This is a genomic window from Streptomyces sp. NBC_00597, assembly GCF_041431095.1.
Classification (GTDB): domain Bacteria; phylum Actinomycetota; class Actinomycetes; order Streptomycetales; family Streptomycetaceae; genus Streptomyces.
Window position 1 is genome coordinate 5,004,556 of the sequence record NZ_CP107757.1, and the last position, 14,983, is coordinate 5,019,538.

A 14,983-nucleotide genomic window follows, 5' to 3' on the forward strand; every position below is an offset into this window, starting at 1 on the left:
CGTGATGGGGAACAAGAAGGAAATCGTCCGCTGGGCTCCGGTGGCGCTACTGCTGGTCCTGGCGCTGGTCGCCCCGCTCTTCGGGGACAGCCCCACCGCCGTGGCGGTCCCGCTCCTGCTGGCCGTGGTCTTCGGCTGTGTGAACCTGATGCAGCAGAAGCGCGAGCAGGCTCGCGACGAGGGCTGAGAACGGCCACTGGTACGACGAACGGGCCGGCTGTCGCGCATCGTGTGCGGCAGCCGGCCCGTTGCTCGTGCGTTGGGTCAGGGCGCCTCGTAGCGGGCGTCCTACGACTTGACCGAGGCCGGGTCGAGGGAGTCGATGTCCTCCATGAAGCTCAGCATCCGGGCGTTGACGACGTCGGGGTGGTCGATCTGCGGTCCGTGGCCGGTCGCGGCGATGATCTCGGCGCGGGCCCCGGCCACGAGGCGCGGTACGCGTTCCAGCTGCCGCTTCGGGTGGAGGAGCAGGCTGTGCTTGCCCATGATGACGTAGAGCGGGGTCCGGATGGACCGCAGTGCGTCCTCGGCGAGCGGCAGGGGTGCGGGGCGGCGGATCCGGTACGCGCGGGCGCCGAGCTGGATCCACTTGCGCATCTCGGGGATGGCGAGGACCGGCTGGTCCAGCCAGGCGGCGAGACGCGGACGCAGGCGCTTGGGGGCGAAGGTGGCGAACAGGCTGACGAAGATCCAGACGAAGAAGCGCAGCCCCACCTTCTCCAGGCCGCCGGGGTCGAGGGCGGTGACCGAGGCGAGCCGTCCGGGTCGGCGGTGGGCTTGGTTGAGCACGAGCCAGCCGCCGTAGGAGGAGCCGACGAGGTGGACCCGGTCGAGGCCGAGCGCGTCGAGGGCCTCGTCCATCCACTGGGCGGCGCGCTCGGGCTGCCACATGGGCTCGCGGTGGATGCTGCGGCCCGCGTCACCGGGGGTGTCGAGGGCGTAGACGGGGCGGTCGAGGCTGAGCCCGGGGGTGTTGGGGAACCACATGGCGGAGGAGTAGGCCGCGCCGTGGATCAGGACGATCGGCGTACGGGATTCGGCTGCGGGGTCCGTGGGGCCGTACCGGTAGACGTGGGTGGTGCCGAAGCTCGTCTCGACGTCCGACTCGGAGCGTAGGGGTGCCCCCATCGCGTAGAGCACGTCGGCGGCGGCGAAGTACCGGTCGCGCAGGGTGTCGTTGACGTAGCGGCCGACGTCGCGGCGCACACGGGTCGTGTTCTCGGGCACGGGGCACCTCCGGGAAGATCCGTTCTTCGTGATACGACCGTACCATGTTGGTGGTACGGCGGTACCATGAAGAGGTCCGGGAAGGCCGGGCTGCGAACGCGACCGACGGGTGGAGAACCGGCATGCCAAAGCGCGTGGACCACGAGGAGCGGCGCGCCCAGATCGCCGAGGCCCTCATCCAGGTGGCGGGGCGGCGAGGCCTGCACGCCGTCGGCATGCGCGACGTGGCCGCGGAGGCCGGCGTGTCCCTGCGGCTCGTGCAGTACTACTTCGAGACCAAGGAGAAGCTGCTCTTCTACGGCCTCCAGCACCTGACGGACCGCTTCACCGCACGGGTGGGCGCCCGCCTCCGCGCCGCCGGCGCGGACCCGGGACCCCGCGCGACCATCGAAGCGCTACTGATGGCCTCCCTCCCGACCGACGAGGAGGGCCGCACCTTCCACCTCCTCTACAGCTCCTACTCGATCCTGTCCGTGACCGACGAGGCGCTCGCGGCGCAGCCGTTCATAGACAACCCCGACGCCGCGGAGGATGCCGTGACCGGCCTGCTCGAACAGGCCCGGGCATCAGGTCTGGCCGCCCCGGGCATCGACGCGCGCACCGAGGCGATCAGCCTGCTAGCCATGGCGGCGACCATGGGCACCAGCATCCTCGTGGGCCAGCGCACCCCGGAGTCGGCCATCGCGGTCCTCCACCACCACCTGGACCGGATCTTCCCGCCTGCCGGGCCGCCACCGAACGCGGACCCGGTCTGAGGCGCTGCCACGACGAAGGCCCAGGTCTGTGACCTGGGCCTTCGTCGTTGTCGGCTGTCCATTAATAATGCTGCCTCACCCAAGTGATGCAGCATCCGCCCCGTAGGCGGCCCGGGCGATCCGCTACGGCAGCACGTCCGGGCTGCTGCCCTCGAACGACTTGCCGGCCGGCCACAGGACCACGCACTCCTGGCTCGCCGCGAGGTCGATCAGGTCCTTGCGCGGCTCGGAAGGCAGGAGGATCGCGCACGTGGTCGACCGTACGAAGCGGCTGTAGTCGGCCAATTGCCCGATGGCCATGCGCACGTTCTCCCGGGTGACGCTCCCCTTCGCCTCGACCAACAAGCCGATCCCCGGAGCGTAGAGGTCGGTCAGCAGGGGGCGGGTCTCGCCGTCGGGCAGGATCCGGTGCCGGTGCACCTGCTGCCCCTTCGACCTGAGGTAGTCGCTGAACTGGAGCACGAGCTTGGCTTCCCGCCGCTCCGCTTCGTACGGCTCGCGGCTCGGATTGACGAAGGCCTTCTCGGTCTCCTGCTGCTCGATGTCAACGTGCATGACGGTCTCGGGCTGATTGCGCAACACGCGACCCAGTTTCGTCCCCGGCTCCTGCACGGGGGTGTCCACCGGCCTCAGCTTGAAGACGATCACCTTGCGGAGGGGGCCGTCGCCGGTCTCCGGCGCATCGGCTTCGTACCAGCTGTCCACCTCGAACTCGCCGAGGTAGGTGACGACGCCGCGGGCTCCTTGGAAGACGCGCAGTGCGCGGCCTTCGGCGCGGTGATTCAGGATGCTGGCGTTGCCGGACAGCATCCGCTGGTCGCCGTACTGCCCTTCACCGCTGTAGTGGAACAGCCCGTCCGGCATCCACCCGTCGTAGTAGCCGTGCTTCTCGCCGGCGATCGGGTCCGTGAAGATCATGACGTTCGGCGTCTTCGCCGACGGGCCGATGCCCCCCTGCGTGCGGCCGCCGTACTCGGCGTGCAGCAGCTTGCGCTCGATCGGCTCGCCGGGTTCGAGACCCCACACCACGCTCGCCGGGTCCGCGACGTTCACCTCCGTCATGTGCAGCTCTCCTCTTCGTTCGCGCCGATCTACTACCGCTCGTCGTAGTGTACTCTGCTCATGCGCCCAAGGAATCAGATGCGGGAATCTGACCCGTGAAAAGCTCATCCAAATCGGACATGCGGAAGGTCGAGCGAGGGGGCGCGGGGGAGGAGCTTGCTCGGGGGCGAGCCGAGCGGAAGAAGCAGTCTGTTGGATGCCGGCTAGGGCCCCGGGGGGCTCTTGACGGCTCAGATCGAGAACGTCGGCCACGGCCCCTGCACATGGAGCAGGCGGCCACCCGGTGCAACGGGGGCCGCCCTTGAAACACCTCGTTCATCACTCCAGGAGGCGTCCACATGAAAGTACGACGAACCCAGCTCAATGGCGAGCGGCGCCGCCGCCCCACCCGCAAGGCACTGGCGCTCGTCGCGGCCGGAGCCGTCGTGTTCGGCCTCGCCATGATCGCGCCCGCCGCCGGCTCGGCCCTGGGGGTCGCCGCCGCGGTCGTCGCGGTCATGCCCTCGGACCGCCGGGGAGGCAAGGGGGGCGACGAGGAGTAGCGCTCCTCGCGGCGCGGGCGCCGGTCGCTCTGCATTCGACGAGGCCCCTGAGCATTCCGATCAGGGGCCTCGTCCCGTCGGGCTTCTCCTCCGCAGTTCTGGCCGGACACCGTTCCGGGCCGCAGGGGCTCAGGGTGCGGGGCGATGCCTCCCCCGCGCGGCTGCTCAAGGCGGGGGCTTATTGGCGGGGCCTTCGCAGATGCCTCGGCCGACCCCTTGTTGATCGATTCTTACCGCTGACCCCCTGACGGCTCGACCAGCGCAACACTCCGGGCTAGCCCGGAGCGTCGTTCGGGCCGTCGGGGGCGACGGCCCACCGGCCCGCCGTGGCATCGAGTCCTCGCAACGACTGGGCCGTCACCTCTGGACCATCGAACGGACCATGGCCTGGCTCGCCGGCCGCCGCCGCCTCCACCGCCGCTACGAACGCAAAGCCGATCACTTCCTCGCCTTCACCAGCATCACCTGCACCCTCATCTGCTACCGCAGACTCGCCAATTGGCTGCCGACCTGCGCATATCGGCTGCCGGGGTGGTCACTGCAAGGGTCCTGCCGCACCCGTATTGACCGCTGTGCACCGCTCCCAAGGGCACGGATGGGGCACGTGCCCGCTGGCTTTGAGGCGTAGAGCGTTCTGGCCTCGGATGCCACGGGGCGGGGTAGCGTCGGTGCGGCGGCGCTGGGCCTGCTTCGCGTGTGCGAGCAAGGCAGCTGACCGGCTGCCTGGACTGGAATGGCGCGGACCCCGCGACCGTGCGACACGCGCCACGCCATAACGTCGGCTTCCTGGTCAGGTCCTCCCCCGTAACGGAGGTTTTCACGACTAGCCTCCGCATCATGCTGCGTATCGCCGACACCCGCACCGGCCGCCTCGTGGAGATCCCGTCCGCACACCGCCACATGCTGCGCATCTGCGTCCATCTGCCGGTCGTCGACACCCGGATCGGCGCGGTGGACCTTCGGGCGCCCCTGGTCGGCGACGTACTGGCGCGCGCCGTTGAGCTGCACGGCCTGCAGTCCCTCACGGTCCTCACCACGCCGGACCTGCCGCGCGAGCAAGCCGAGGCGCTCGATCGCGCCCTGGCCGCCCTCGGCATCCACCCGCCCGCCACCGTCGGTGCGCACCTTCCGACCGAGGCACCGTGCGCCGCTGCCGACGTGCACGTGCTCGCGTACGGCTCCGCCGTGCAGGACTCCGCCGGCGGGGTCCGGATCCATGTGGGCCAGGTGAGCGCACCACCACCGGACGGGGGAGTCCCCGACCGTGTCCATCTCCTCGCCTCTGGTCTCCTCGACGCATTCGTCCCAGAGGGGACCGATCCGCTGGCCGTGAGGATGCTGTTGCTCGGCCACGCCCACCGCATGCCGGTCACGATCACCAGCGCCGCGCTCGCCGAGGCCCGGCGGGCGCTGGGACACTGGCGGCAGCAGGTGGCCGACTGGGCGCAGCAGCCGTCCCGGCCGGTCCCTGCCGAGGTGCTGAGACAGGGCCGTGCCGCGCTGGCCGATGATCTCGGTGTCCCCGCCGTCCTGGACCTGCTGGCCCGTGTGGCGGAGCGCGCCGACGTGCCGGCGGGTGCCAAGTTCGAGACGTTCGCCTTTCTCGACCGCGTCCTGGGGCTGGACCTCGCGCGCGAGGTCGGCCACCAGCACCACGCGACGTCATGATGTCGGGCAACTTGCGGCGCCTGGTCGTCCTGCGGCACGCCAAGTCGGCCTGGCCGCCGGACGTGGCAGACTCCGAGCGGCCGCTCGCCCCGCGCGGCCGCCGCGACGCTCCGGCAGCCGGCCGCTGGCTGCGCGAGGCCGGCTGTGTTCCCGACCTCGTCGTGTGTTCCCCGGCCCTGCGCACCCGCCAGACGTGGGGCCTCGTCGCGGCCGAGTTCGCCGCCGCCACGGCGGTGATCCAAGAGGCCCGCATCTACCGGGCGGGTGCCGGGGAGTTGCTCGAAGTCGTACGTGAGATCCCCGCGCAGGTACGGACGCTGATGCTGATCGGGCACAACCCCGGTGTGCAGGAGCTGGTTCTGCTGCTCACCGGTGAGGCGGACGGCTACGCGCTGGAGCAGACCCGTACGAAGTTTCCGACATCCGCGATCGCCGTACTGAGCGTGTCAGGGCCCTGGACGTCCCTCGAACCAGGTGCCGCCCGGCTGACGGACATGGTCGTGCCGCGCGGCGCGAACCCTTGACGGTACGGCACCGGTCGGTACACGGGCTCAGCCGCGCTCTTCCTCCTCGGCCTCCATGCGCCGGATTCCCTCGTGGGTGAGGGTGACCATCGCGGGGGTGTTGCCCGGTTCCCAGTCGACGGTGATCAGGCCTTCGCCCGCCAGGTAGGTGCAGGCGGCGGCCAGGTCCTGTTCCGGTACGTGGAGGTCGTGCCGCAGCTGTGCTCCGGTGATGCCGAGGAGGCGGTTGCCTTCGACGGCTTCGTACAGGACCCGGAGCACCTGTTCGCGGTAGGTCTTGCGTTCGCGCAGTGTGGCCATGACCGCGTCCTTCCGTGTGGGGTGGAGTGGGCTCCGGGGCCCGTTGGGGCTTCTCAGGTCTCGTCGGAGTGGGCGCCGGTGCCGACGGGGGTCCTGCTGGTGGCCAGCCAGGAGCGGGCGGGGCCGGCGGGTGTCGCCGTGTCCACGGTGAGGTGGAGGCGGGTGTCGCCGTCGAGACCGGGATAGCTGCGCTGTTCCGCGCCCGCGAAGCAGTGACGGAGCGCCTCTGCGACGGCTCGGGCGGCTTCGGGTGTGTGCGCGATGATCCGTACCTCGGCGTGTGCGAGCGACGGCATTGTCTGGGTCTCGATGTACTTCACGTGGGCGTGGTTCCCTTCAGGGTGGGCGAGAGGCCGGCGGGTCGGGGCGCCGAGGCGCCCCGACTGCTGCCCCCGGTCGGAGGAAGGTCTGCTCCTCACCGGTCGGCACCCGTGTGGTGGGCTCGACGACCGGTGTCGTCCGGCAGGCCGGGAGGCCTCGGCAGGGGGTCACTGAAGTGATGGGCCTCGATCCGCGCGTCGTGCTGGGCGTTCAGCAGATGGATCCAGCGCATTCCGATGCCGATCATGAGGATGATCACTGCGATGAGGACGACGGTCTCCACGGAGCTCACCTCCAGCCGTTTCCGGGCAGCGGCAGGGCGGTCCGGCCCATCGCGTCTCCGAACGGGGACATGCAGGCCCCGCCCTCGCCTTCCCAGGTGGCTTCCGGGCGCGAGGCGTCGCGGATGCCGCGGCCGATGGCGGATTCGTTGGCCATGAGCACGCCCGCGGCCAGGACGCTGCCGGGGATCGCGGCGGCGGCCATCAGACGGGCAGCGGCGGCGGGTTCGGTCTCGGGCGGGATGACGAGGAGGTCCCAGCGGCCGACGGTGTAGGAGAGCAGGATCAGCTTGTCGGGGTCCTGTTCGGTGAACCAGCCCACGTGCAGCACGCGCCCGTCCACGGCAACCGTGCGCGGTACGACCGGCCAGCGGCTGGGGTTCACGCTGACGCGCGTGATGCGCCCCCAGGGCTCGTCCAGAGCGGCGGCAAGAGCCGGGAGCTCGGCTTCGAGGTCACGCGAGTACGGCCACCAGGCACCGTCCAGCTGACTGGCGAGCAGGGTGTTCGGCATAAGGGAAAGGCGCGCCGGGCGCGTGGGTGCACGTGTGCCTGCAACAGCGCGGTCAAGACTCGTCGTGGTCATGACGCGGACCCGTCTCCAGGCCGTCCGAGGACGGCCCGGTGCAGTGATCGCCGGAAACGACGTCCGCGAGGGAGCGGGTGTACGGAAGACTCCCGGTGTTTTCAGCCTACTCCGGTCCGAGGCCGAAGAGGCCGATGGTGACCGGGTAGCTCCCGGCGCTCGACCGCAGGCGGCGGAGTACCGTGAGAGGGACGGCGGCATGCCGCCGCACCGTGAGATAGGCGCACCGATCATGGCCGCATCCGACACTCCGGTTCCCCCCGGACTCCCCGACGAGATCCACCGAGCGGTCGAGCCCGGCACCGCCCTGCTCCGGCTCGAAACGACGCAGTCCCGCGAAGGGGTTCTCGACGGTGCCTGGTGGCCGCGCTCCCGGGACGTCACCACGGAGCTGCCCGCCCTGATCACGGCGCTGACCGAGCACCTGGGCTCCATCACGAGGGTCGGCCTGGACGCCACCGCCTGGCAGGACATCCCCACCCGCCTGGTCGTCGACGATCACATCGTGCACCTCGACTCCGACCCGGTCGGCGACGACACCGTCCTCATCACCCGAGGCCACAACGACCACTTCTCGCTTCTGGTGGTTCCTCCCGGCACCGCAACCGGTGCCGCCCGCGAGGCCATGGCCCAGGCGGTCCGTGCGGACAACATCGCCCGGGCCTCCCAGATCCTCATCGCCCGGGCCCCCGCCACCGATGCCCCCGGTCGGAGTGACTGACCTGCTGCTGCGGACGCCGCGCTCGCCCGGTGGTCATCGGAGGCGGTGGCGACGCGATGACCGGGAAAGTCGTAGCACGATGTAGACCACGTCGGCCACGGCGATCGCGATGGCGATGACGAGGAGATAGAACAGGCCGTCCACCACCGCGCCGATGAGGCCCAGGACGAAGGCCACGAGCAGCAGCAACAAGAAGATCACCATGCGCCGGACACCTCCTCTGGCGCCAGGCTCGGGGCGCTCAGCGGCGCGCCAGTCGGCGTTCGCCGCCGGCGCCGGGCTGGTAGGGCATCCCGTAGTGCTGGAAGATTGCTTCTTCCTGCTCTGCGGGCAGGACGTCGTCGGTGCCGATGGCAGGGGCCTTCTTCACCACTGCCTTGGCATGGGCGACCTTGACGTAGCGGGGTCCCAGGATCGCCTCGTCGAGAGGAACGAAGACCAGGCGGTGGCGGGTGGGCAATCCGGTGCGGAGGGTTGCCATGGCCGGTTCGTCGGTGGCGGTGTCCACATAGACCGCTTCCAGAGCGCCGATGCGGTGCCCTTTCGCGTCGAGGACGTCACAGTCGCGCCACTCGCGTACATCGGCTGAACGGATCATGGCTCGCCCCCTGCGGCGTGACGACGGTCACACAACGACCCCGGCACATTCACACGCCGGGGCCGCCCTTCCGGACGCCACACGTGAGAGTGCGACGACCTATTTATCAGGATATGCCCCTGGTGACAATCTGGCAGCAGGGATGTGTCCCGCCGATACGGGCCAGTCGGTCGACGGGGTTCAGCGCACCTCGATCGACAGGATCGCGACGACGATCGTGGCCAAGGAAGAGCGACCATCGTGGCTCGGGCGCGCGTCTCCGTAGGCAGCCCGGCAGCGTAGCGCCACGAGGAGTCGCCCGAGGTGAAGCCTTCCTCCGCGTGGTTGGCACAGGGGTCCGGGCCCGCCGTCGGGGCTCCGCCGTCATCCCCTCGCGTCCGGTCACATGCCACGCGTCGTCGGGGAAGGCGGCGGATGCGGTCACCGTGCCAGTGGCCGGCTCACGGGTTCGACGGGCGGCCTGACTGAGCCGGCCGGCCCGGGCTGAGTCGGAACGAGTGCGGATTCTCCCCGGGTAGGACCGGTAGAAGCGGTCCGGAAGGAATACGGCATCCGCGACGATCATCACTCCGGAGAAGATCGGAAGCCCCAAGAGGACTGCGATTCCGAGGTGCAGGCTCACCAGCATGATCAGGACGGGGTATTTGAGCCTGCCGAACAGGACGAACGGGAACGCGACCTGCAGCAGCACCGTCAGGTAGCCGGCGATGGCGACAGCGACCGGGTGTTCATCCAACAGGAGGGACAGCGCAGGCCATGGCCGGAAGAGGTCGAGGTTCTACCAGTGGGGTCGCCGGACGCGGCCCGTGAACCTGGCGGCCGAGATCCAGCACCGGCTCCTTCCCGCCTCGCTGGCATGTGAGGCGGCCCCGTTCACGGTCGCCGGAGCATTGGAACCGGCGACGCACGTCGGCGGCGGCACCTTCGACTACGTCGTCGACCGCGACACCATGCAGCTCTCCGTCACCGATGCCATGGGCCACGACGTAGAAGCCGCGCTCCTCGCCACCCTGGCCGTGGGCGCTCTCCGGAGGGCCAGACGTGCCGGCGCCGAGCTCGAAGAGCAGGCTCTCGCGGCCAACCAGGCACTCATCGACAACGGCCGACGGGGCTTCGTCACCGGACGGCTGCTGCACGTCAGCCTGCTTGACGGCACTACTCAGTTCGTCAATGCGGGTCACCCCTGGCCGCTGCGCCTGAGACACGGAACGGTCGAGGAGATCGTTCCAGCAGTGGATCTACCGTTCGGGGTCGATCCCCATGCCGCCTACTGGGTGCAGCGGCTGGACTTGCCATCGGGTGACCGGCTGGTAATGCTCACCGATGGCATGCTGGAGCGCCGCGCTGTTGAGGTCGACCTGCCCTCGCTGATCGTGGACACATGCGATCTCCACCCCCGCGAGGCCTCCCGGGCCCTGGTCGCAGCGGTGCTGCACGCCCATGGTGGCCACCTCCAGGACGACGCCACGGTCATGTGCTTGGACTGGCACGGCACCCATCAGGCCACGCGCAGCGCTGACGCCGGGGCGGATCTCACAGAAGCATCAGTGCCTGCATAGCACTCCGTCCACAACCCGGCTTGCAGCCACGGCCCGACGAGGACGACCGAAGCGGGGTGGTTGCGCGAACGCCGCCCGCTGAGCGCGCGGCACGCCGATGCCTGCGGGCACCCTCGCCTCAGGCCGAGGGCGGCGATGCGGATGATTCGGCGGCGCGGCGGTATTCGGCGTTGATGCGCTGGGCTTCCTCAAGCTGGTCTTCGAGGATGATGATGCGGCAGGCGGCCTCGATGGGGGTGCCCTGGTCGACGAGTTCGCGGGCGCGGGCGGCGATGCGCAGCTGGTAGCGGGAGTAACGGCGGTGGCCGCCCTCGGAGCGGAGCGGAGTGATCAGGCGGGCTTCGCCGATGGCGCGGAGGAAGCCCTGGGTGGTGCCGAGCATGGCGGCGGCCCGGCCCATGGTGTAGGCGGGGTAATCGTCGTCGTCGAGACGGCCGAACGAGTCGTCTGCTGTCATTGAACCTCTCTCATGGAACGCGTGGAGGGGCCCTGGTGCCGTACGGCACCAGGGCCCCGAAGGAACTACTACACCATCTGTCGGCCCTAGTCCTGCGCCGGCCTACTGTTTCCGCCGACCCGTCCGAACGAGGACAGGCTGTGCGGGGATCGCGGTTGCTTGACCGGAGACCACCTCACTATCGATGTCCTGCGGTACCCGGGCTCAGACTTCCGCCCGGGCGATCCTGATGGCGCTCGGCTCCTCCGTTCTTCCCTCGGTGATCAACTGTTTACTGCTTGCACTGCTGATACTGCGGTACTGCTGGTGGCCTGACCCAGCGCCACTCTTCGGCAGCCAGCCCCGTTGCCCATCGTGCGTCTGCTCTGGCTTAGAACCCCACTGCCGAACTTCCCGGTGCGCGCGTCCGCAGTCGACGCCTTCACCGAGGTGCTGCTCACTTACTTCACTGCCGGGTACTGCGAACTGCACTTACTTCGGGTACTGCCACTGCGTTAACTGCGGTACTTCTCTCGGCGGCCCCTGATCACTGCGGGCCCCCCGGTCCGGTCGTCAGTCCCGTCGCCGTCCTGAAACAACCCTGGCTTCGGAACTCCACCACCGCACCGTCATGCGCACTGCAACTGCGGGTACTGCTGCCCGGCAGTTCGTCTCTGCCGGGCCTTGCTGTCTCTCTGAGCTACGAGAGAAACCATAGCCAGGCCACCGCCCAATGTCTACTCCAGCCGTCATAGATTTTTGTATGGCGGGCGAGGAGCTAATCGAACTCAAACGCACGGCCGATGCCGGGGCTGCAGATGCGCAGCACAAGGAGCGGCTGGGGGCGGCAGTGCTGCCCTGGGCGCAGGGCGAAGGTCGTGAGGGGCCCTCTACGCCGGCTTCCGGCGCGGCCCTGCGGCCGGTCGCCGCCGTATGCGGGCTGCCAGAACGGCAGGTGCCAGGGCCGCAGGGGCCCGGCCTGGGGGCGCTCGGGGCAATCCCTGGGACGGCTGTCCACCCCGCACCGGTGTCCTAGAGGATGGAAGAATCGTTTTGACGAACGTGACGGATGATCATGGGGCGAACTCCAGCCGCGGCCCACAGACCGACGGCGGCAGCCGCAGAGCGGTTGGCTGTCTTCCGGAACACGCGCGCCGAAGGCCTTCCCGTAGCCCGGCACACGCCCGTGACCAGATCCCCGGAGAAGCCGCGAACCAGGGCGCACCCCTGTACATGCAGCTCGCCAAGGAACGGGCTGTCCGCGGCGCCACCGTCCCCCGCCGCTCCGACCCGCTGTGGCAGCATCTGGCCTCTCCCCAACACCTCAGGTGCAAGACGGAAAGCATCTGGCGCCAGCTCCACCCGGCGGGGGAGCCCCGCTCTGTGGAAGGCACAGCCGAGTCCGTTCATCCGGAGGCACTCACGTGATCCACGCTTCTCTGGTGTGCCGGGGCTGCTCCGGCACCCTCTACGCCGTCTCCACCATCTGCGCCCCGGCCGCACGCTTGCCCACCTGGGAAGTCGACCACGACCACACCCCGACCTCATGTCCCCTGCGCCCTCTCCTGCCGCTGCAAGGGGTGGCCGCTCACGTCTACGAGCTCCCCGAGGCCACCCGCGTCCTGTCCGAGCCGGCCTGACACGATCCCGGCTCGTCACCACCGCGCTCCGGCACGCTGGCACGGTCACCTCCATGAGCTCCGCGCGAACCGCCTCGACGTCCAGGTCATCGTCGAAGACCCCCGTCGCTTCGGGTCGGGCCGTGGTGCCCCGTCTGTTTAGGAGGGAGCCCACCGGTCATACGGGGTTCTGTAAGAACCTTCCATCGAGCAGGGAGTGATCAGCTGTGTCTGGTGAGCAGAAGGCCGAGGCGAAGGGCGAGCAGGCCAAGGGCAAGCTCAAGGAGACCGCTGGCCGCCTGACGGGAAACGAGCGGCTGACCGCCGAGGGTCGCGCGGAGCAGGCCAAGGGCGATGCCCGCGAGGCCAAGGAGAAGGTCAAGGACACCTTCAACCACTGACCCCTCGCGTGCATGGGGCCGGGACCGCAGTAGCGGTCCCGGCCCCATGCGTGTCCGCGTGCAGCCGGCTCCGGTCAGGCGGCGGCGCGCTCAGGCCGGCGCAGTTGCGCCTGTCCGAAGAGGAGCGCGTAGTCGTCGGGAAGTCGCTGGAGGATGCGGGCGAGGAGGTCGGGTCCGGCGAGCGCGGTGACGGTGGCGAGTACGGCGCCGGTATCCCAGCGGGCGACAGCGGGGCTCACGCCGGTCCGTGCGGCCAGGTCCTTGACGAAGCCCCAGCCGGTGAGCTGCTCGGTATCGGGGATCTGGGCGGTCAGGACGAGGGCGGCTTCGACGGGCAGGCACTGCGCGAGGTCGACGCGCTCGTCACCCGTGACCTGCCGGCCGAGCCCGGCAAGAACGGTACGGACGGCGTCTTCCGCACGTTCGCGAGTGGGGTAGGCGCCCTCGTAGCGGACGCGTTCCAGCATCTGGTCGAACGTCATGGCGGGGGTGGGCCGGTCCGGTCGAGGCTGGTCGTACATGGTGCTGCGATTGCCTTTCTCTTCGAAGGTTTACGTTCCGGCCGTCGGCGCCGGTCAGGTGGGCTGGGGGTGGCCGAAGAGGAGGTCGTATCCGGGCGGGAGCTGGAGCAGGACCTCGCGCATGAGGACGTCTCCCGCCGCGGCGGCCACGGTGGACAGGACCGCGCCGATGTCCCACAGTGCTGTGTTCTCGGTGGCGCCTTCGATCCAGGCCGCGGTCGCGCGGACGAAGCGTTCGGGCGATAGCGGTTCGGCGGCCTGCAGGGGATTCAGGAGGATCAAGGCGTACGTCTCGGGGAGCCGGGCGGCGAGCTCGGCTCGCACGGTGCCGACCAGGTGCGCGCCCAGCAGGGCCAGGACGACGCGGGCCGCCCGTTCGGCTTCCGGCAGGGTCGTGTACTCGCCGCGTTCCTGGACGTGGGCCAGGAACGCCTCCCTGCGTATCGACATCACGTCACCTCCGGGGAGGGGTGAAGGGGCCGAGGGGTGCGGGGGACGGGGTGCCGGAGGGGGATCGGTTCCCCGTCCTCCGCCGCTGCGGGGCTGGTCAGCCGGAGATCTGCTTGCGGCCGGACTCGCCGCCGATGCTGATCTTGCGGGGCTTGGCGCGCTCGGCGATCGGGATCCGCAGGGTCAGGACACCCGCGTCGTAGTCCGCTTCGATGTGCTCGGTGTCGAGGGTGTCGGCCAGCATGATCTGGCGGGAGAAGACACCGAGGGGCCGCTCGGAGAGCTCCATCTGCACGCCGTCGGACTTCCCGGTGGGCCTACGCTCGGCCTTCACCGTCAGCATGTTCCGCTCGACGTCGATGTCGATCGCCTCGGTGCTCACCCCGGGGAGGTCGAAGGCGATCACGTACGCGTCGCCCTGGCGGTAGGCGTCCATCGGCATGACCGACGGCTTCGACCACGTGCCCGATGTGCCGGACAGCTGCTGGACGATCCGGTCCATCTCGCGGAACGGGTCAGTGCGCATCAACATCGCGAAACACCTCCAGTTGGTTCAGGCAGGAACTGCCAATGCGCTTCAACGTGCTTCCGTTGTAGCATGTCATCGAAACGATGACAAACAATGGGTCATCTGGAGGATGACAAGCAGCGGAGAGTGTCATGAACGAAGCCAGCCAGCCGGCCGCGCCGGTCCCTTTCCCCGCTGCGGCGACGGCCTTGCGGGCCATCGACCAGGCCGTGAGGCACGCACAGCGTTGCTCTGCCGGAACGCCCCCGACCGAGCCGACAGGCGCGGGCCCGCACCCGGCGCTGGCCGCGCTGCTGATGCTGCGCGCGGTCCGTGAACAGCTCGCCAGCTGGGAGAGCGGCCTGATCGAAACAGCCCGGGGCCAGGGCGCGAGCTGGGCCGACCTCGCCGGACCCCTCGGGGTCGCGAGCCGGCAGGCCGCCGAACGCCGCTATCTGCGCCTGCGCCCCGGCACGGCCGGAAGCACCGGCGAGGAACGCGTCCAGGCCACCCGCGACACACGTGCCTCAGACCGTGCCGTCAAGGCCTGGGCCCGTGACAACGCGGCCGACCTGCGCCGGCTCGCAGGCCAGATCACCGCCCTCACCGGCCTTCCCGACGCCGCCGCGGCAGCCGTCGGCGAACTGAACCGGGCCCTGGCCGACAACGACGCAGCCCGCCTCATCCGGCCCCTGACCGACACCCGGCCTCACCTGCGCCCCGAGGACTCGGCTCTCGTCGATCACCTCGACGCCATGACCCGACACACCGACCACCTCCGCCAGGACAGCCGCGACCGGCGCAGCACCTGACCGCGCATACGAACCGCACCCCGGACCCGGACAAGATCAGGGCCGCGCAGCAGCAGCTGCGCGGCCCTGATTCGGCACGCCTCGGATCCTGC

General features: G+C 69.8%; 21 protein-coding genes and 2 pseudogenes. 11 read left to right on the forward strand and 12 right to left on the reverse strand.

Features of this window, described 5'->3' with window-relative positions:
• The first annotated feature begins 4 nt into the window (after positions 1-4).
• Positions 5-187: a hypothetical protein gene (locus tag OG974_RS22605; RefSeq protein ID WP_327284490.1), complete on the forward strand. Its 183-nt coding sequence runs from the start codon at positions 5-7 to the stop codon at positions 185-187.
• A 101-nt stretch (positions 188-288) separates the two neighbouring features.
• Here OG974_RS22605 and OG974_RS22610 read toward each other — a convergent pair whose 3' ends face one another.
• The gene (locus OG974_RS22610; protein ID WP_327284491.1) at positions 289-1,227 is read right to left on the reverse strand and encodes an alpha/beta hydrolase; all 939 of its coding nucleotides are present in this window, start codon (positions 1,225-1,227) and stop codon (positions 289-291) included.
• A gap of 122 nt (positions 1,228-1,349) precedes the next feature.
• Between OG974_RS22610 and OG974_RS22615 the strand changes: the two genes are divergently transcribed.
• Complete coding sequence (locus tag OG974_RS22615) at positions 1,350-1,982, forward strand: TetR/AcrR family transcriptional regulator (protein WP_371644255.1); 633 nt, start codon at positions 1,350-1,352, stop codon at positions 1,980-1,982.
• Between the two features lie 123 nt (positions 1,983-2,105).
• On the opposite strand, the gene OG974_RS22620 is transcribed toward OG974_RS22615, so the two are convergent.
• The gene (locus OG974_RS22620) at positions 2,106-3,044 is read right to left on the reverse strand and encodes a restriction endonuclease (protein WP_327284493.1); all 939 of its coding nucleotides are present in this window, start codon (positions 3,042-3,044) and stop codon (positions 2,106-2,108) included.
• 338 nt (positions 3,045-3,382) lie between these two features.
• Here OG974_RS22620 and OG974_RS22625 point away from each other — a divergent pair, with 338 nt between their 5' ends.
• The 4 genes and pseudogenes from OG974_RS22625 to OG974_RS22640 all read left to right on the forward strand — a co-directional run bounded on the left by OG974_RS22625 (position 3,383) and on the right by OG974_RS22640 (position 5,778).
• Positions 3,383-3,586: a hypothetical protein gene (locus tag OG974_RS22625; RefSeq protein WP_327284495.1), complete on the forward strand. Its 204-nt coding sequence runs from the start codon at positions 3,383-3,385 to the stop codon at positions 3,584-3,586.
• Positions 3,587-3,905: 319 nt separating this feature from the next.
• A pseudogene (locus OG974_RS22630) lies at positions 3,906-4,094 on the forward strand (IS5/IS1182 family transposase); the annotation flags it as partial.
• Between the two features lie 329 nt (positions 4,095-4,423).
• Positions 4,424-5,254, forward strand: coding sequence for a hypothetical protein (locus OG974_RS22635; protein WP_371644257.1), 831 nt, complete (start codon positions 4,424-4,426; stop codon positions 5,252-5,254).
• On the forward strand, positions 5,251-5,778 hold the full coding sequence (locus OG974_RS22640; protein ID WP_327284497.1) for a histidine phosphatase family protein: 528 nt from the start codon (positions 5,251-5,253) through the stop codon (positions 5,776-5,778). Before OG974_RS22635 ends, OG974_RS22640 begins: the two co-directional genes overlap by 4 nt.
• A gap of 27 nt (positions 5,779-5,805) precedes the next feature.
• On the opposite strand, the gene OG974_RS22645 is transcribed toward OG974_RS22640, so the two are convergent.
• The 4 genes from OG974_RS22645 to OG974_RS22660 all read right to left on the reverse strand — a co-directional run bounded on the left by OG974_RS22645 (position 5,806) and on the right by OG974_RS22660 (position 7,266).
• Positions 5,806-6,078, reverse strand: coding sequence for a hypothetical protein (locus OG974_RS22645; RefSeq protein WP_327284498.1), 273 nt, complete (start codon positions 6,076-6,078; stop codon positions 5,806-5,808).
• Positions 6,079-6,131: 53 nt separating this feature from the next.
• The gene (locus OG974_RS22650; RefSeq protein ID WP_371646889.1) at positions 6,132-6,374 is read right to left on the reverse strand and encodes a hypothetical protein; all 243 of its coding nucleotides are present in this window, start codon (positions 6,372-6,374) and stop codon (positions 6,132-6,134) included.
• Between the two features lie 119 nt (positions 6,375-6,493).
• Positions 6,494-6,682, reverse strand: coding sequence for a hypothetical protein (locus OG974_RS22655; RefSeq protein ID WP_327284500.1), 189 nt, complete (start codon positions 6,680-6,682; stop codon positions 6,494-6,496).
• Positions 6,683-6,687: 5 nt separating this feature from the next.
• Positions 6,688-7,266, reverse strand: a complete 579-nt coding sequence (locus OG974_RS22660; protein WP_328763271.1) for a DUF5994 family protein — start codon at positions 7,264-7,266, stop codon at positions 6,688-6,690.
• Positions 7,267-7,498: 232 nt separating this feature from the next.
• On the opposite strand from OG974_RS22660, the gene OG974_RS22665 reads away from it, so the two are divergent.
• Entirely contained in the window at positions 7,499-7,987 is a 489-nt protein-coding gene (locus OG974_RS22665; RefSeq protein ID WP_327284502.1) for a DUF5994 family protein, read from the forward strand.
• A gap of 33 nt (positions 7,988-8,020) precedes the next feature.
• On the opposite strand, the gene OG974_RS22670 is transcribed toward OG974_RS22665, so the two are convergent.
• Both OG974_RS22670 and OG974_RS22675 read right to left on the reverse strand, forming a co-directional pair.
• Positions 8,021-8,191: a hypothetical protein gene (locus OG974_RS22670; RefSeq protein ID WP_328763272.1), complete on the reverse strand. Its 171-nt coding sequence runs from the start codon at positions 8,189-8,191 to the stop codon at positions 8,021-8,023.
• A gap of 37 nt (positions 8,192-8,228) precedes the next feature.
• Positions 8,229-8,585, reverse strand: a complete 357-nt coding sequence (locus tag OG974_RS22675; protein WP_327284504.1) for a PRC-barrel domain-containing protein — start codon at positions 8,583-8,585, stop codon at positions 8,229-8,231.
• A gap of 776 nt (positions 8,586-9,361) precedes the next feature.
• Here OG974_RS22675 and OG974_RS22680 point away from each other — a divergent pair.
• Positions 9,362-10,144, forward strand: a pseudogene (locus OG974_RS22680) (PP2C family protein-serine/threonine phosphatase); the annotation flags it as partial.
• Between the two features lie 118 nt (positions 10,145-10,262).
• Here the strand turns inward: OG974_RS22680 and OG974_RS22685 are convergent.
• Positions 10,263-10,601, reverse strand: coding sequence for a MerR family transcriptional regulator (locus tag OG974_RS22685; protein ID WP_327284505.1), 339 nt, complete (start codon positions 10,599-10,601; stop codon positions 10,263-10,265).
• A 1,403-nt stretch (positions 10,602-12,004) separates the two neighbouring features.
• Between OG974_RS22685 and OG974_RS22690 the strand changes: the two genes are divergently transcribed.
• Together OG974_RS22690 and OG974_RS22695 are read left to right on the forward strand one after the other, a co-directional pair.
• On the forward strand, positions 12,005-12,220 hold the full coding sequence (locus OG974_RS22690; RefSeq protein WP_266996032.1) for a hypothetical protein: 216 nt from the start codon (positions 12,005-12,007) through the stop codon (positions 12,218-12,220).
• Positions 12,221-12,426: 206 nt separating this feature from the next.
• On the forward strand, positions 12,427-12,600 hold the full coding sequence (locus OG974_RS22695) for a CsbD family protein (RefSeq protein ID WP_371644261.1): 174 nt from the start codon (positions 12,427-12,429) through the stop codon (positions 12,598-12,600).
• Positions 12,601-12,674: 74 nt separating this feature from the next.
• On the opposite strand, the gene OG974_RS22700 is transcribed toward OG974_RS22695, so the two are convergent.
• From OG974_RS22700 to OG974_RS22710, 3 genes are all read right to left on the reverse strand, one after another.
• Entirely contained in the window at positions 12,675-13,121 is a 447-nt protein-coding gene (locus tag OG974_RS22700; protein WP_327284507.1) for a DUF2267 domain-containing protein, read from the reverse strand.
• Positions 13,122-13,175: 54 nt separating this feature from the next.
• A complete protein-coding gene (locus OG974_RS22705) occupies positions 13,176-13,571 on the reverse strand; it encodes a DUF2267 domain-containing protein (protein WP_328763273.1) in 396 nt (131 codons plus the stop codon).
• A gap of 97 nt (positions 13,572-13,668) precedes the next feature.
• Positions 13,669-14,103 (reverse strand): Hsp20/alpha crystallin family protein, encoded by a 435-nt coding sequence (locus OG974_RS22710; protein ID WP_329314117.1) that lies wholly within the window; start codon positions 14,101-14,103, stop codon positions 13,669-13,671.
• 128 nt (positions 14,104-14,231) lie between these two features.
• On the opposite strand from OG974_RS22710, the gene OG974_RS22715 reads away from it, so the two are divergent.
• Positions 14,232-14,891 (forward strand): HSP18 transcriptional regulator, encoded by a 660-nt coding sequence (locus OG974_RS22715; RefSeq protein WP_371644263.1) that lies wholly within the window; start codon positions 14,232-14,234, stop codon positions 14,889-14,891.
• Positions 14,892-14,983 lie beyond the last annotated feature (92 nt).